Below are 16,398 nucleotides of genomic sequence, written 5' to 3' on the forward strand. Positions count from 1 at the left end.
AAACAACAATCCACTTACACATCATAAGTGGAATCGTCTCTTCCTAATAAATTACTCTCTGGACGGAAGAACTACCAATTCATTAGTGAATGATTTGGATTTGTTTTTTTGAAATCAGTTTGACTGCCTGCATCATAATTTTCATTGCTGCGTCATAATTACAATTCACTCCTCAAAGTTGACATGATTTGCCGGTTTATTGATTAGTCGTGCATCACCCTTTCTGCGAATTTACAGGTGTACGCAAAACGCTAATTCACAAATACAAAAATCATGAAAACGCTAAAAATCAACTCAACCCGAATCATAACAATCGGCTTTTTTCTAACCCTGGTGATGGCCGCTACATCTTGTAACAAAAAACAGGATTCATCTTCAACAGCGGTTCCTCCAGGTATGGACCTCCCAACAGCAGCCTATATGGGAAATACCGAAGCCATCCAACAACATATTCATGCAGGAACAAACCTGGATATAAAAGATGAATACGGTTCTACACCGCTGACCATCGCCATCACGTTTGGAAAAACGGATGCCGCCATACTGCTGATCGAAGCCGGTGCAGATATAAATATCAAAACCAATGACGGATCTACGGCTCTTCATGTGGCCGCACTTTTCTGTCGAACCGAAGTCATCGAATCACTTTTGGCACATGGCGCCGATAAAAGTATTCAGAACGATTATGGGGCCACTGCCCTGCAAACTATTTCCATCCCCTTCGAAAATGCACGGCCTATTTACGATCAACTCAGCAAAGACCTTGGGCCACTTGGCCTCAAACTGGACTACAACCGAATTGAGAAAACACGCCCCGTCATTGCCGAAATGTTACGGTAGACCAACTTTAATCCATCTAAAAATTTTGAGGTGGTATTATGAAAAATATCATTATCACAATACTCATCATTTTGCTCGCCAAGCCTGTAATTGCCCAAATGAAAACTCTCTATGACGGGAAAATTGAAAGTGGCTGGTACTGTTCACCGGTTTTCAAAGTGGGACAAATCAATGGCCAAACAGGGTGTTTTCTTGGTGGTGAAGCGGTGGGAATTATTAATCATCAGTTTGTAATCGGAGCGAAGGGATATATGCTGGTCAATCCTTTTGAACCTGTTGGACTACAAAATATCTCCGTTGGATTTGGCGGAGGCGGATTACTGCTTAAATATATCATCCAACCGAATCGCCTGATTCATTTTGACATCGAAAGCATGATTGGTGCCGGGGGTGTTTATAACGATGTAAAAAACTACTCTAAACCACATGACTCGATTGATTATACCGGCGATGCCTGCTTTATCCTGGAACCGGGTTTTAATATGGTTTTGAATGTAACCGAATCTCTGCAAGTCGGTGCAGGAGCCACCTATCGATTTACAAATGGAATAGATTTTAATCCGGGGAGTTTCCGCCATCCCGATGTGAGTAACTACCCAATTCTCACGGATTCTGACGTGAGCGGCATATCGGCACAAATAACAATTTTATATGGAAAATTTTAGCCTCATGAAATCAACAACAACCAACAGAAGGTACGATATAGACTGGCTACGGGTGATTGCCATCGGGTTACTTTTGGTCTATCACATTGCCGTAGCCTTTCAGCCCTGGGGAGTATTAATCGGATTTATTCAAAGTGACAGCTCACTGGAATCAATTTGGGTGGGAATGTCGATGTTGAATGGGTGGAGAATTCCTCTGCTTTTTTTTGTCTCCGGAATGGGAGTCTGTTTCGCCATCCGAAAGCGAGACTGGAAACAACTGCTCATTGAAAGAACAAGACGGATTTTACTGCCATTTCTTTTCGGTATGATATTTATCGTTCCTATCCACTTCTACATTTGGCAAGTGTATTACAGACAGGATATTAGCTATGTGATTCATCCGGGTCATTTATGGTTTCTTGCCAATATTTTTATTTATGTGATCCTGCTCGCTCCCATTTTTTTCTACCTGAAAAGGCATGAGAACGGAATGCTCCGAGCCTGGTTACAAAAGGTTTTCAGCCACCCATTCGGTTTATTAATTATTGTAATAGCTTTCATGCTGGAGGCCGTAATCGTTCAACCCGAAACTTTTGAACAGTATGCAATGACTCTACATGGATTTTTCATCGGACTGCTGGCTTTCTTCTTCGGATTTTGTTTTGTCCTGAGTGGAGAAATCTTCTGGCAAACTGTCTTAAAATGGCGATGGCTGTTTCTTATCCTCGCTGTCTCATTTTATATTTATCGGATCATCGAATTTAATCTTCAGGCTCCTCTCTACCTAATGGCTATTGAATCGAATATGTGGGTTTGTGCCGTCTTTGGGTTTGGATATAAGCACCTCAACCGACCGAGTAAAACCCTGCGTTACTTAAGCCAGGGAGCCTACCCCATTTACATCGTCCATATGATTTTTTTGTATTTGGGATGCTTCCTGATTTTTCCACTTGAGATTCCTGTACTCCTGAAATTTATCTTTGTAATAATATTTACAGGTATTGGCTGTTTTGCGATGTATGATTTTGTCATCAGGAGAATCAACATACTCAGACCTCTCTTCGGACTAAAAAGTATGGGAAAAGAGAAAGCTGGACACAAAGTCAAAATTGTACCTTGTAACAAATAGAATAAGATTTTAAGAGAAGTAAAAACAGGAACAGATATGAAGTCTCCCTGTGAAATTGAATTTCATTTTACAGATCTTTATAAAGTTTCTCTTTCTTTTCATAATATTGCTTTGTAAAGGATTTAAAGTGTTGTGATCTCCCCTGATTGTCAATTAGTTGATTACGAAATGAAAATTTGCATCGCACAGGTAAAGCCCGTTCCCGGTGATATCCGTCAGAATATCCAGATTCACAAAAAATATGCTGACCTGGCTGTATCATTCGGAGCCGATGCTATCTTTTTTCCTGAATTGTCATTAACAGGATATGAACCTACATTGGCCAGGGAGCTGGCGCTCAATCTCGAGGATAAAAGACTGGCTGTTTTTCAGAAGGTGGGTGATGCAAATCATATCACGATCGGTATTGGAGCTCCTACCCGGCACCGGAATGGAATTTGCATCAGTATGATCATCTTTCAACCGAACCAAAAGAGGAGGCTTTACTCCAAGCAATATTTGCATCAGGATGAAGAGCTATACTTCATCAGTGGAAATAAATCTCCTTTACTGGTTATTGGAGACCAAAAAATTGCCCTTGGCATCTGTTATGAGATATCCATTCCGGCTCATTGCAAAGCTGCTTATGAAAATGGAGCAAATATCTATCTCGCCAGTGTGGCAAAATCTCAAGCAGGAATTGATACAGCCGTTCAGAGATTGAGTCAGATCGCTGATCAATATTCAATGTCTGTTTTGATGGCCAATTGTATTGGCATGGCTGACGGCCAGGAATGTGCCGGCAAATCTTCTGCCTGGAATGACAGAGGCATATTACTCGCACAACTAGATGAATCAAGAGAGGGTATTCTCATGCTGAATACCCAGACTCAGATGATTTCAGAAATAATCTAACTCTCTATTACTCTCTTCAAGCTTATTTCAAACTTTCCTGAAGCTTATCCCAATCGGCAAGGAATCGCTCAAGGCCGTTATCCGTTAGCGGATGTTTCAGAAGTTGCTCGATCACTTTCAATGGCATAGTAGCTACATCGGCGCCGATACGGGCAGCTTCAAGAACGTGTAACGGATGACGAATGCTCGCGGCAAGAACTTCCGTGGCAAACCCATAGTTGGCATAGATTTGAACAATGTCTTCGATAAGAGTCATTCCATCACTTGAAATATCGTCTACACGCCCGATGAATGGTGAGATATATGTTGCACCCGCTTTAGCGGCAATCATGGCCTGTGTGGCCGAAAAGCAAAGCGTACAGTTTGTTTTGATCCCTTCTTCTGTAAATGTTTTAATCGCTTTTATACCGTCTTTGATAAGCGGAACTTTTACAACCACATTGTCCGCAATAGAAGCAATATTTCGGCCTTCTGCTACAATATCAGCATATTTTGTAGAAATCACTTCAGCAGAAACATCCCCCTCTACAATTTGGCAAATTTTGGCAATGTGGCCTTCGAAATCACTGACTCCTACTTTGTGGCAAAGACTCGGGTTTGTGGTTACTCCATCAAGAACGCCCAGGTCATTGGCTTCCTGAATTTCATCGAGATCGGCTGTATCAATAAAAAATTTCATAACAGATAATATTTTTAAGTTTTTCCTTGTTTGGAATATAGTGAATGTATAGAATCAAGAAAGCTTAAATTCTATTTATTCATCACTCAGGTTTTTATATTTTATACTATTAATTGACTTTAAAACTCTATCATATATTATGAGTAATTCAGGAAAAGATTTTACACTTGGTTTAGTGGCCGGAGCATTACTAGGAACAGCCGCCGCACTTCTCTATGCCCCCGATAAAGGATCGAATACCCGTGGAAGATTATCCTACCAGTTGAGTAAATACATTGATGATATCAACCGGTTGATTAAAAAACTCCAGGATGAGAAGAACAAATTTTCTTCCGATGCAAAACAGAAAGGCGATGATGTTGTAACCGATGCCAAAAAACGCGCTGATGATTTGATCAAAGAAGCAGAAACGCTTCTTGAAAACATCGAAAAATCCAAGAGAAACTAACGCTTAATTTTTTTTAAAGGCCGCCTTGTTACTCGTTTCAGAGATCAATTCTGGAACGTTCTATGGACACTCTGCTTCTGCTAATTTCCAATCTCTATTGTTGGTATAGTTTAGAAGGGTAGCTACTCATTTCTATCTTGAAATAAACCTTCAGAAATAAAAAAACCGCGAAGTTTTAAACTTCGCGGTTTTCTACACTTATCTCTTTAAAACAAAAAAGCCCTGATTTTCACCAGGGCTTTTCTTTTTATTCGTTTTCTTCTTCGGGATGATCCGCTCCAAGCGTTTCGAACACTTTTTGGATATCCTCGTCCTGCTCATCCAGATCTACTTTGGAACCCACAATGAGTTCTTCATATTTATGCAGCCCTGTTCCTGCAGGTACTTTGTGGCCAACAATCACATTCTCTTTCAGGCCGCGCAGGAAGTCTCTCTTCGCTTCGATGGAAGCCTGAGTAAGAACCTTCGTGGTTTCCTGGAAGGATGCGGCTGACAACCAGCTTTCTGTTGAAAGCGATGCACGCGTAATACCCAACAGAATCGGTTTCGAAATCGCCGGTTCCGCTTCGCGTGTTTGCAGTTCATCTTTGCCTTCTTTGATCAGATCGTTGTTATGATCCCGAACTTGACGTCTGTCGAGAATAGCTCCTCGTTTCAGCTCGCTTCCGCCCGGATCCGTTACTACAAACTTACCGATCAATTCGTCATTTTTGTTGTTCAGCTCAAATCGGTCAACTTTGTCACCTTCGAGGAACATCGTATCTCCCGGATCAGTAACCTCAACCTTCTGCATCATGGTGCGCACAATAACTTCAATGTGCTTATCATTAATTTTCACACCCTGCAATCGGTAAACCTCCTGAATCTCATTCACCAGGTACGACTGTACGGCAAATGGTCCAAGAATATTGAGAATTTCCTGAGCCGGAATGGTTCCATCGGAAAGTGCCTGACCTGCTTTCACAAAGTCATTTTCCTGAACGAGAATATGCTTGGACAGGGAGATCAAATATTTCTTCTCTTCTGTACCGTCTTTACTCTCAACAATCACTTCCTGAGAGCCTCGTTTTCTTCCGCCCATTCTCACGATACCGTCAATCTCGGATACGGTAGCCGGATCGCTTGGAGACCGTGCCTCAAACAGCTCGGTTACACGCGGCAGACCAGCGGTAATATCTTTTGATTTAGAAGCAGCCCGTGGAATTTTCGCCAGAACCTGACCTGCCTGAACTTTCTCGCCATCATCTACAACGATGTGAGTTTCAACAGGAAGTGTGTTCTCGCGGATTCGATCGTCATTGCCTTTAACAACCACAGTAGGTACAAGGGATCGATCACGAGAATCGATAATCACTTTCTCCCTGTGTCCGGTTTGAGCGTCTGTATCAGCGGTATAAGTAATTTCTTCGATGATATCTTTGTACTCAACGGTACCATCCAATTCACTAAAAATCAGTGCGTTGTACGGATCCCACTTACAGAGCGGCATTCCTTTCGGAACTTTATCACCCTCTTCAACAAGCATTTCTGCACCGTAAGGCACATTATAAGTGTTGAGGATCTTGCCATCTTCACCGACAATCTTCATTTCCCCTGCACGGCTCAATACAACGTTGTGAATTTCTTCACCATCGTCGTATTCAACAACACGTACGTTTTCGAATTCAATTTTTCCATCGAATTTCGCTTTGTGTTGTGAATCAGATTCGAGACGAGAAGCTGTACCTCCAACGTGGAAGGTTCGAAGGGTTAACTGTGTACCCGGCTCACCAATAGACTGAGCGGCAATTACACCTACAGCTTCACCCGTTTGAACGAGTGAATTACGCGCCATATCCCGTCCGTAACATTTCGCACACACACCACGCTCGGTTTCACATGTAAGCACGGAACGAATTTCAACTTCTTCGATGCTGGTTTCAGCAACTTTCTTAGCAATTTTCTCTGTGATCAGTTCATTCGCATCACAGATATGCTCATCTGAAATTGGGTCGCGAATCTCGTGCATAGATACACGCCCGATGATTCTGTTTTCAAGACTTTCAATGATATCCTCATTGTCTTTCAACGCCTGCATTTTAATACCACGCAGCGTTCCACAGTCTTGCTCATTAATAATAATGTCCTGAGAAACATCCACGAGTCGTCGTGTAAGGTACCCGGCATCAGCCGTTTTCAAAGCTGTATCCGCCAAACCTTTACGGGCACCGTGTGTTGAAATAAAGTATTCCAGAACGGTCAACCCTTCACGGAAACTTGAAAGAATCGGATTTTCGATAACCTCATTGCCCTGTTGCATAGAGCTTTTCTGAGGCTTCGCCATCAAACCACGCATACCACCAAGCTGACGAATCTGCTCTTTCGAACCACGAGCACCGGAATCGGCCATCATAAATACGGCATTGAAACCATCTTTATCATCCGCAAGGCTTTGGAAAAGTGTTTCAGAAACACGGTTTGTGGTACTTGTCCATTTGTCAATTACCTGGTTATATCGCTCATTATCCGTAATGAAACCCATTTCATAACGATCCTGAATTTCAGCTACTTCAGATTGAGCTTTCTCAATGAGTTTTTGCTTCGCTTCCGGAATAATAATGTCTTCAAGGCTGAAGGACAGACCACCAGTGGTAGCCCGTTCAAAACCCATTTTCTTCATATTATCCAAAAACTCTGCGGTTTTTGTTGTTCCGGTTTCGCTGTGAATATCACCAATCAATACTCTCAATTCTTTCTTTCCGAGAGTCTTGTTCACGAAGCCCATTTCTTCCGGTACAATTCTGTTGAAAAGTACACGCCCGGTAGTGGTTTTGATAATCTCATACTCTGTCTCACCGTCTTCATTCACTTTTGGAATTCGAACGTTAATCTTCGCATGTACATCAATCTTATTCTGATCGTAAGCAATCAAAACCTCGTCGGCATTGGCAAATGTTTTACCTTCTCCTCGTTTACCACCACCCATTTTGGTCAGGTAATAAATACCCAAAATCATATCCTGTGAGGGAACAGCAATCGGTCCACCACTTGCAGGGCTCAAAATGTTGTGCGAACCAAGCATGAGAATGGATGCTTCAAGTACGGCATCATGACTCAAGGGAAGGTGAACAGCCATTTGGTCACCATCAAAGTCAGCGTTAAAAGCTGTACATGAGAGCGGATGCAATCGAATCGCTTTCTCCTCAATCAGTACCGGCTGATAGGCCTGAATACCCAATCGGTGAAGGGTCGGTGCACGGTTCAGCATAACGGGGTGTCCGTCAATCACATTTTCAAGAACTTCCCAAACTACCTGGTCGCGGCGATCTACCACTTTCTTGGCGCTTTTCACCGTTTTTACGTATCCACGTTCAATGAGTCGGCGGATTACAAACGGTTTATAAAGCTCAATGGCCATCTCTTTCGGAAGACCGCACTCGTGCATTTTCAACTCAGGACCTACAACAATTACAGATCGTCCGGAATAGTCAACACGCTTACCAAGAAGGTTTTGTCGGAATCGACCGCTCTTTCCTTTCAGCATATCGCTGAGGGATTTCAGAGGACGGTTATTATTCCGTACAGCGTTTGATTTTCTTGAGTTGTCATAAAGAGAATCAACCGCTTCCTGGAGCATTCGTTTCTCATTTCTGAGAATCACATCAGGAGCTTTAATGTCGATCAGTCTCTTTAAACGATTATTTCTGATGATTACCCGTCGGTATAGATCATTCAGGTCAGACGTTGCAAAACGACCACCTTCGAGTGGTACAAGCGGACGTAGTTCCGGAGGAATAACCGGAATCACGCTTTGAATCATCCATCTTGGATCATTCTCCGTGTGTTGATTTGCTGAGCGGAATGATTCAATTACCTGAAGTCTCTTCAGCTTTTTCTTCTTGCGCATCTGAGAGGTTTCGTTTTTCACCTCATCTCTCAGCGTGTACGCAAGGCTGTCGAGATCCATGTCTGTAAGAAGTGCTTCAATAGCTTCAGCACCATCTTTTACGACAAATTTATCTTCATCGTCATCATCCATTTCGTAGTGATCTTCTGGAAGCTGGTCGAGAATATCGAATTTCTCTTCTTCCGAAATCATATCACCACGCTTATAACCGAGGTCTCTGGCGAGGCCAGGATTAATCACCACAAACGTTTCGTAATAGACAATACGCTCGAGGTTTTTAGATGAATAGCCCAGCAAATATGCAATCTTGCTCGGCAGGGATTTGAAGTACCAGATATGCACGATGGGAACGGTAAGGGTAATATGCCCCATTCGTTCTCTTCGAACAGCTTTTCTGGTAACTTCTACACCGCATCTGTCACAGATAATTCCCTTGTAACGGATACGCTTGTATTTACCACAGTGGCATTCATAATCTTTAACCGGTCCGAAGATCTTTTCACAGAAAAGACCATCCATTTCCGGTTTGAATGTTCTGTAATTGATCGTTTCTGGTGTAAGAACTTCTCCATGAGACCGGGATAAAATCGTTTCGGCCGAGGCCAAAGAAATCCCAATTTTGTCGAAGTCTTTTGATACGGTTAATGTTTGTGTAGACGGCAAAGGAAAACCTCCTTTTAGATTTAATTAACAGAACAAAACTTAGTCAATATGGATTTCGAGACCGAGACCCATTAATTCACGTAATAAAACTTTAAACGATTCAGGCACATCGCCTTCCGGAAGGTTTTCACCTTTCACGATGGCTTCGTAAACCTTAGATCGTCCTTTCACATCATCACTCTTAACAGTGAGCATCTCTTTCAATATGTTGGCCGCACCATAAGCGTACAGTGCCCAAACCTCCATCTCACCCAGTCGCTGGCCACCAAACTGTGCTTTACCACCCAATGGCTGCTGTGTAATCAGCGAGTACGGACCGATTGACCGTGCGTGCATCTTATCTTCAACCAAGTGATTGAGTTTAAGCATATACATGTAGCCAACGGTAGTTTTCTGATCTAACTTCTCACCGGTTTGGCCATCATAGAGGTGCACACGTCCGTCCTTCGGAAGACCTGCTTTTTCCAGCTCTTCCTGAACCTGATCGTAAGATGCTCCGTCAAAAATTGGGGAAGCATATTTAACCCCAAGTTTGGCGCCTGCCCAGCCCAGAATAGTTTCATAAATCTGGCCGAGGTTCATACGAGATGGTACACCCAAGGGATTAAGAACAATATCTACAGGAGTTCCATCTTCCATATACGGCATATCTTCAACAGGAACAACTTTGGCAATTACACCTTTGTTACCGTGTCGTCCGGCCATCTTATCACCAACCTGCATTTTTCGCTTCTTGGCAACATAGACTTTGGCTTTTTGAATAATTCCCGGGGGCAGCTCGTCGCCTACCTGAATCTGGTATTTACGCCGTTTGGCCTCTGTATCAATTTCTCTTCGAAGCTCTCTGTAGTTTTTGAAGAGCAGCTTGACATGCTTCACAAGTTCATCGTCAGTAGCCCAGTCGATATTTTCGTTGATATTAACGGGATCGAGCTCTTCGAAAACAGATTTCTTATACTTCTCGCCTTTTGGAATCAGTTCAACATCGCTGTAATTGTAAACACCTGGCGATGTTTTATCCCGCAACAAGCTGTACATTTTATCAGCCCACTTCTGGTTGAGTTCAGCCAGTTTCTGAGCATGACGGTCGTTTTCCTGTTCAACCATTTTCTTCTCTTCCTTGCGGGAGATTTGCTCATCACGCTTACGGCTAAAGAGTTTCGTGTTGATCACAACTCCTGATACACCCGGAGGTGTTTTCAGGGATGCATCTTTCACGTCGCCGGCTTTATCACCAAAAATAGCGCGCAGAAGTTTCTCTTCCGGTGTTGGATCGGTTTCTCCCTTCGGAGTAATTTTACCAACGAGAATGTCACCGTGATTTACTTTTGCACCTACGCGGATGATTCCCTGCTCGTCGAGGTTTTTGGTAGCTTCCTCACTTACGTTTGGAATCTCGCGGGTTAACTCTTCTTCACCACGTTTGGTGTCGCGAACTTGCTGCTCGAATTCAGTAATGTGAATAGATGTATAAACGTCATCCTGAACAATTCGCTCACTGATAACAATCGCATCCTCAAAGTTATAACCACGCCATGGCATGAAAGCAACAAGAAGGTTTCTGCCAAGTGCGAGCTCACCTTTTTCAGTAGCGCATCCATCGGCAATCGCATCACCTTCTTTTACTTTATCGCCAACACTTACAATCGGGCGCTGATTAACGGTAGTATCCTGGTTACTTCGCTCAAATTTCTGAAGTCTGTAACTCTTGATACCTTCATCAAAGTAGCAATCCTGCTCCATTTCAGTCCGATCATATTTGATGCGGATCTCATCACCACTTACGTAAACAACCTCACCGTCTCCTTCGGCCGTAATGATTGCCCGGGAGTCTTTTGCAGCACGTTGCTCCAAACCGGTACCTACGATTGGCGATTCAGGACGCAATAACGGCACTGCCTGACGCTGCATGTTCGAGCCCATCAAGGCACGGTTAGCATCATCATGTTCAATAAACGGAATCAGCGCAGCTGCCAGAGATGTGATCTGGTTTGCAGATACATCCATGTACTCAACCTGCTCTGGTTTGGCAAGTCCTACGTTACTATCTCTGAACCGTGAGAAAATTGATTCATTTTCGAAAGCTCCGTCGTCCGTAATCGGAGCGTTTGCCTGGGCAATGACCGTTTCATCTTCCTGTTCTGCAGCAAGATATTCAACATCGCTAGTCACTTTGCCTTCTTTCACTCTTCTATAGGGAGTTTCAATAAACCCGAAATCATTCACTTTTGCGTGAATACAGAGTGACGTAATCAAACCGATGTTCGGACCTTCAGGCGTTTCAATCGGGCAAAGACGTCCGTAGTGTGTATAGTGAACGTCACGAACTTCAAAACCGGCTCGTTCACGTGTCAAACCGCCAGGGCCTAATGCAGACATACGTCGCTTGTGAGTCAACTCCGCAACTGGATTGGTTTGATCCATAAACTGTGACAGCTGATTCGTACCAAAGAAACTGTTAATCACACTTGAAATAGTACGTGCATTTACCAGATCCTGTGGAGTAAGTTGCTCAGCATCGCGGGAGTTCATTCTTTCTCTGATGGTTCGTGCCATACGGGCCAAACCAATAGAGAATTGTTGTCCTAACTGTTCGCCAACGGTTCGCACACGTCGGTTACTCAGGTGATCAATATCATCCACCTGGGATTTCATTTCTTTGAGGCGAATCACCTCTTTAATAATTGCGACAACATCTTCTTTCGTGAGATACTGAATATCTGGCTCTACATCCAGTTTCAGTCGTTTATTCAACCGGTATCGGCCTACTTCACCGAGATCATATTTCTTATCGCTGAAGAATAATCGTTCGAGAACCTGTCGTGCAGTTTCAGGATCGGGCATTTCGCCAGTTCTGATCTGCTGATAAATCTCACCGAGTGCCGTTACATCGTCATGAGAAGGATCTTTTCTCAGCGTATTCATGATTACTGAACGCTCGGACTCTTCAGCACCAATTTTTTGTACCAGAATTTTCTTGACATCGGCTTCCTTCAAAATACCGTAATCGTCTTCAGTCAATTCATGATCCCGTTCCAGCAACACTTTGCGACTGGTAGCCTCGGTTACTTCCCCGGTTTCATCATCAACTACTTCCTCGGTTACCTCTACGGTGATGTCTGTAGCAAGCCTTTCGCCCACAAGATCATCGTTGTATTTCTTCTTGGAACCGAAAGAAACTTCTTCGGAAAGCCCAAACAAGTTAAGAATTTCGAGGTCTTCAGAGTATCCAAGTGCCCGAAGCAGTGTAGTTGCAGGAATCTTTTTCTTCCTGTCGATGTATGCCCAAAGCACATCACGGATATCGTTGGTAAACTCAATCCATGAGCCTTTAAATGGAATGACTCGAGCTGAATAAAGCTGTGTACCATTCGGGTGAATATTCTGCCCGAAAAATACACCGGGTGAACGGTGTAACTGGCTTACAATAACTCGCTCAGCCCCGTTGATAATGAACGTTCCCCGCTCTGTCATCCAAGGCAGGTCGCCAAGAAAAACTTCCTGCTCAATGGTCTCGGAGGCTTCGTCGGAACTGTCAACGGAAGAGAGTCTCAATTTTGCCTTTAGCGGAATTGCATATGTGAGTCCGCGTTCCTGGCATTCTCGAATATTATATTTTGGTGTGTCGACAGAATAATAGATAAATTCAAGAATGTGAGTCTCCCTTGAATCCTGGATCGGGAAATTCTCATTGAATATTCTCTGCAAACCCTGGTTATTTCGATCATTCGGAGCAACATCCAATTGTGCAAATGTATTGAATGATTCTAATTGTATATCCAGGAAGTCAGGGTAATCTATTACATTTTTAATTCTGCCGAATGAAAGGCGATCGGTAAACGGGATTTTCTCCATAGTTGTACTCAAAAGGAAGTTCTCCTTTAGGTTAAAAAGAAATGTGAGCGAGCTCTATCTGGTAAACGAACTCCTGATTGAAAATCTCACATATGATTTAGACGCCAAAAGCCAACACCTATTTTAGATGTCGGCTATGGCAATATACTGGGTTCAGCCGGTTACTTGAGCTCTACTTCAGCTCCGGCTTCCTCTAATTTTGCTTTCAGATCTTCAGCTTCTGCTTTGGCAACACCTTCTTTAACAGTGTTGGGTGCATTGTCAACCAGTTCTTTGGCTTCTTTAAGTCCAAGACCGGTAATACCGCGTACTTCTTTAATAACGGCAATTTTCTTAGCGCCAGCAGATTTCAGAACTACGTCAAACTCTGTTTGCTCTTCTCCGCCGCCGCCTTCAGCGCCACCGCCAGCTGGGCCGGCAACAGCTACAGCCGCAGCCGCAGGTTTGATATCGTATTCTTCTTCAAGAACTTTCGCAAGTTCATTCGCTTCTTTAATCGTTAAATTAACGAGTTGTTCTGCGATTTCTTTAACGTCAGCCATTGTTTTTATTCTCCGTTCGTCGGTTTTAATTAAAAAGTTTGTATTGTGTTGGTTATTCCTCGCCTTTTTCAGCGATGGTTTTAATTGCTCCTGCAAGATTGCCGCCTTGTGCCTGCAATCCACTCACTACGTTGGAAATTGGTGCCAATAACAGACCAACAATATCGCCGATAACTTCGCTCTTAGACTTCATAGCGGCCAGCGTTTCAAGTTGATCTTCTGAATAAAAGTCACCATCAATTAAGGCAGCCTTGAATTGAGGCTTATTATGTTCCTTAATGTAGTCTTTCAATACTTTAGCAGGTGCAGCAAGCTCTTCCTCCACAAAAGCAAAACCATTTTGGTCTGCCAGGTGTGGATAGAGGTCATCATATCCGCCAATTGTATCCATTGCCCTTTTTATCAGTGTATTTTTATACACTTTAAAGTGCACGTTACCATCGCGAAACTTCCCGCGCAATTCACCCATGTCAGACACAGACATGCCTGAGTAATTGGTGATATATACTGCATTTGCGCTGTTAAGCTGCTCGGTAATTTCTTCTACAATTGCCTTTTTTTCTGTTAATGTCGGCATTGTTGTAATTGATTAATTTCTAAATTGAAATAATTGATGATCGGCTAATTTGAATGCTCGGGCCCATTGTAGTGCTTAAATATGCACTTTTTACATATTGACCTTTTGCAGATGCCGGCCGCAACTTCATGATGGTCTGAAGGAACGAAATAAGATTTTCACGCAAATCGCTTGCGTCAAAACTTGCTTTCCCTACTGATGTATGAAGAATACCTGTTTTATCAACACGGAAATCAATTTTTCCGGCTTTAAACTGCTTAACGGTTTCTCCAACCTCAGTGGTAACTGTTCCACTTTTTGGATTCGGCATCAGACCTCTTGGCCCTAAATGTCGACCAAGCTTCCCAATTTTACCCATGACATCCGGTGTGGCGATAATAACATCGATATCAGCCCAACCATCTTCAATTTTCGCAATGTATTCATCAAGGCCCACATAGTCGGCTCCGGCCTCTTCCGCCTCTTGCTGCTTAGCTTCATTTACGAAAGCAAGCACACGAACCTCTTTTCCAGTTCCGTGAGGAAGCGAAACAGTACCACGAACCATTTGATCGGCATGTCGTGGGTCAACACCTAACCGCAGATCAAGATCTACGGAAGCATCAAAAGAAGTTGTGCTTGTCTGCTTCACAAGATCACATGCCTCTTCGAGCGTGTATTCCATTTCAGGATCGATCAATTCAGCGACCTGTTGATATTTCTTACTTCTTTTTGCCATTTCTTACATCCTTGTTAATTATCTCGGATTACTCTCAAACCCATGCTTCGGGCAGTACCTGCAATCATTTCTGCAGCATTATCAACATCATAAGCATTCAGATCTTCCATCTTCTGCTCTGCAATTTCCCGGCATTGTTCGAAGGTTACTTTCCCAACTTTTGCACGGTTGGGTTCACCTGATCCGGATTTGATGTTGGCGGCTTTTTTGAGAAGAACTGCGGCCGGCGGGGTCTTCGTTTTGAAGCTAAACGATTTATCCGCGTACACAGTAATCTCAACAGGAATAATAGTGCCTGCCTTATCTTGGGTTTGTGCGTTAAATGCTTTACAAAACTCCATAATATTGATACCTGCCTGTCCCAAAGCTGGCCCCACGGGGGGAGCGGGATTGGCCTGGCCACCAACAATCTGAAGTTTAAGCACTTTATCTACTTTTTTTGCCATATAGAATCAATTAGCGATTCATGCTTCTGTTTGCTGCGTAATAGCTCACGTTTTAAAGTTCTTAGGTGGTTGACTCGACCTGATTCAGGTCAACTTCAACCGGGGTTTTTCTACCAAAAATGCTTACCAAAACTCTCAACTTTAACTTATCTGTAAGCACTTCCTGTACTGTACCATCAAATTCTTTGAAAGGTCCGTCAATTACTTTTACAAGATCTCCTTCTCTGTAAGGGATGTCTACAACACCACCTTTTTCGGCCATCTCTTCACTATCCATTACACGGCCGAGAATTCTGTCTACTTCCCTCTGTTTTAAAGGCGTTGGGATTACATCACTCCTGCCGGCTTTCAAAAAGCCAAGACACGAAGGAGCAGCCTGCACTAAATTATTTACCTCTTCATCATAACGGGTGTAAAGCAAAATGTAACCAGGGAAAAAATTCTTCTCTTTCGTACGTTTTTTACCCGACCGGATTTCAACAACTGTCTCTGTGGGAATGAGAATTTCTTTGATTTTATGCTCAAGCCCCTGTTCTTCAATTTCTCTCGTCAGAAACTCTTTGACTTTCTTCTCATGACTGGAAAAACAGCGTACTACGTACCAGTCAAACCCATCATCTTTTTTTTCTTTGGCTGAACTCATTGATAAATCGCCCCCAAAATGGTGCTATATACTTGATCAACTCCGAAGATGAATGCAGATATTATAATCGTAAACACAACTACTATAATTGTATTATCGATCAGTTCCTGTTGAGACGGCCAAGATACTTTTGCCATCTCCTTGCGAACACCTTCTATGAATTCTTTTATTTTTTGCATAATTAAACCCTTTATCTGATAGCACGGGTGGAGAGATTCGAACTCCCGACACCTGGTTTTGGAGACCAGTGCTCTGCCAGACTGAGCTACACCCGTAGTAAATCGCCGGACAAAAATTGTCCGGCGAAATTACCTACGACTTAATTAGTCATTAATTTTACTTACCACACCGGCTCCGACAGTACGTCCGCCCTCGCGAATCGCAAACCGCAAACCCGGCTCCATGGCCACCGGCTGGATCAGTTTTACATT

15 protein-coding genes and 1 tRNA gene are annotated in these 16,398 nt (G+C 43.2%); 5 read left to right on the forward strand and 11 right to left on the reverse strand.

Annotated features, from left to right (window positions below; genetic code table 11):
* Nucleotides 1-273 precede the first annotated feature (273 nt).
* From L0B18_RS17965 to L0B18_RS17980, 4 genes are all read left to right on the forward strand, one after another.
* A complete protein-coding gene (locus L0B18_RS17965; protein WP_234573282.1) occupies nt 274-840 on the forward strand; it encodes an ankyrin repeat domain-containing protein in 567 nt (188 codons plus the stop codon).
* A 38-nt stretch (nt 841-878) separates the two neighbouring features.
* Nucleotides 879-1,505, forward strand: a complete 627-nt coding sequence (locus L0B18_RS17970; RefSeq protein WP_234573284.1) for a hypothetical protein — start codon at nt 879-881, stop codon at nt 1,503-1,505.
* Nucleotides 1,506-1,509: 4 nt separating this feature from the next.
* Complete coding sequence (locus L0B18_RS17975) at nt 1,510-2,616, forward strand: acyltransferase family protein (protein WP_234573285.1); 1,107 nt, start codon at nt 1,510-1,512, stop codon at nt 2,614-2,616.
* Nucleotides 2,617-2,784: 168 nt separating this feature from the next.
* Entirely contained in the window at nt 2,785-3,510 is a 726-nt protein-coding gene (locus L0B18_RS17980) for a carbon-nitrogen hydrolase family protein (protein ID WP_234573287.1), read from the forward strand.
* Nucleotides 3,511-3,532: 22 nt separating this feature from the next.
* Here L0B18_RS17980 and fsa read toward each other — a convergent pair whose 3' ends face one another.
* The gene (gene fsa / locus L0B18_RS17985; protein WP_234573289.1) at nt 3,533-4,189 is read right to left on the reverse strand and encodes a fructose-6-phosphate aldolase; all 657 of its coding nucleotides are present in this window, start codon (nt 4,187-4,189) and stop codon (nt 3,533-3,535) included.
* A gap of 139 nt (nt 4,190-4,328) precedes the next feature.
* Here fsa and L0B18_RS17990 point away from each other — a divergent pair, with 139 nt between their 5' ends.
* A complete protein-coding gene (locus L0B18_RS17990) occupies nt 4,329-4,637 on the forward strand; it encodes a YtxH domain-containing protein (protein ID WP_234573290.1) in 309 nt (102 codons plus the stop codon).
* Nucleotides 4,638-4,884: 247 nt separating this feature from the next.
* Here L0B18_RS17990 and rpoC read toward each other — a convergent pair whose 3' ends face one another.
* From rpoC to L0B18_RS18040, 10 genes are all read right to left on the reverse strand, one after another.
* The gene (rpoC, locus tag L0B18_RS17995) at nt 4,885-9,186 is read right to left on the reverse strand and encodes a DNA-directed RNA polymerase subunit beta' (protein ID WP_234573291.1); all 4,302 of its coding nucleotides are present in this window, start codon (nt 9,184-9,186) and stop codon (nt 4,885-4,887) included.
* Between the two features lie 39 nt (nt 9,187-9,225).
* Nucleotides 9,226-13,041, reverse strand: a complete 3,816-nt coding sequence (gene rpoB, locus L0B18_RS18000) for a DNA-directed RNA polymerase subunit beta (RefSeq protein ID WP_234573292.1) — start codon at nt 13,039-13,041, stop codon at nt 9,226-9,228.
* Nucleotides 13,042-13,202: 161 nt separating this feature from the next.
* Nucleotides 13,203-13,583, reverse strand: coding sequence for a 50S ribosomal protein L7/L12 (rplL, locus tag L0B18_RS18005; RefSeq protein WP_234573295.1), 381 nt, complete (start codon nt 13,581-13,583; stop codon nt 13,203-13,205).
* A gap of 52 nt (nt 13,584-13,635) precedes the next feature.
* The gene (gene rplJ, locus L0B18_RS18010; RefSeq protein WP_234573297.1) at nt 13,636-14,160 is read right to left on the reverse strand and encodes a 50S ribosomal protein L10; all 525 of its coding nucleotides are present in this window, start codon (nt 14,158-14,160) and stop codon (nt 13,636-13,638) included.
* A gap of 19 nt (nt 14,161-14,179) precedes the next feature.
* Nucleotides 14,180-14,878: a 50S ribosomal protein L1 gene (rplA, locus tag L0B18_RS18015; protein ID WP_234573299.1), complete on the reverse strand. Its 699-nt coding sequence runs from the start codon at nt 14,876-14,878 to the stop codon at nt 14,180-14,182.
* 14 nt (nt 14,879-14,892) lie between these two features.
* On the reverse strand, nt 14,893-15,324 hold the full coding sequence (rplK, locus tag L0B18_RS18020) for a 50S ribosomal protein L11 (protein WP_234573300.1): 432 nt from the start codon (nt 15,322-15,324) through the stop codon (nt 14,893-14,895).
* Nucleotides 15,325-15,385: 61 nt separating this feature from the next.
* Nucleotides 15,386-15,967, reverse strand: coding sequence for a transcription termination/antitermination protein NusG (gene nusG / locus L0B18_RS18025; RefSeq protein ID WP_234573302.1), 582 nt, complete (start codon nt 15,965-15,967; stop codon nt 15,386-15,388).
* A complete protein-coding gene (gene secE / locus L0B18_RS18030) occupies nt 15,964-16,146 on the reverse strand; it encodes a preprotein translocase subunit SecE (protein WP_234573304.1) in 183 nt (60 codons plus the stop codon). The genes nusG and secE overlap by 4 nt, the downstream gene beginning before the upstream one ends.
* A 22-nt stretch (nt 16,147-16,168) precedes the next feature.
* Nucleotides 16,169-16,242 (reverse strand) — tRNA-Trp (locus tag L0B18_RS18035).
* Nucleotides 16,243-16,290: 48 nt separating this feature from the next.
* On the reverse strand, nt 16,291-16,398 hold a 108-nt coding region (locus L0B18_RS18040; protein ID WP_234573310.1), incomplete at its 5' end, for a hypothetical protein.

The organism is Rhodohalobacter sp. 614A, from assembly GCF_021462415.1.
GTDB lineage: Bacteria > Bacteroidota > Rhodothermia > Balneolales > Balneolaceae > Rhodohalobacter.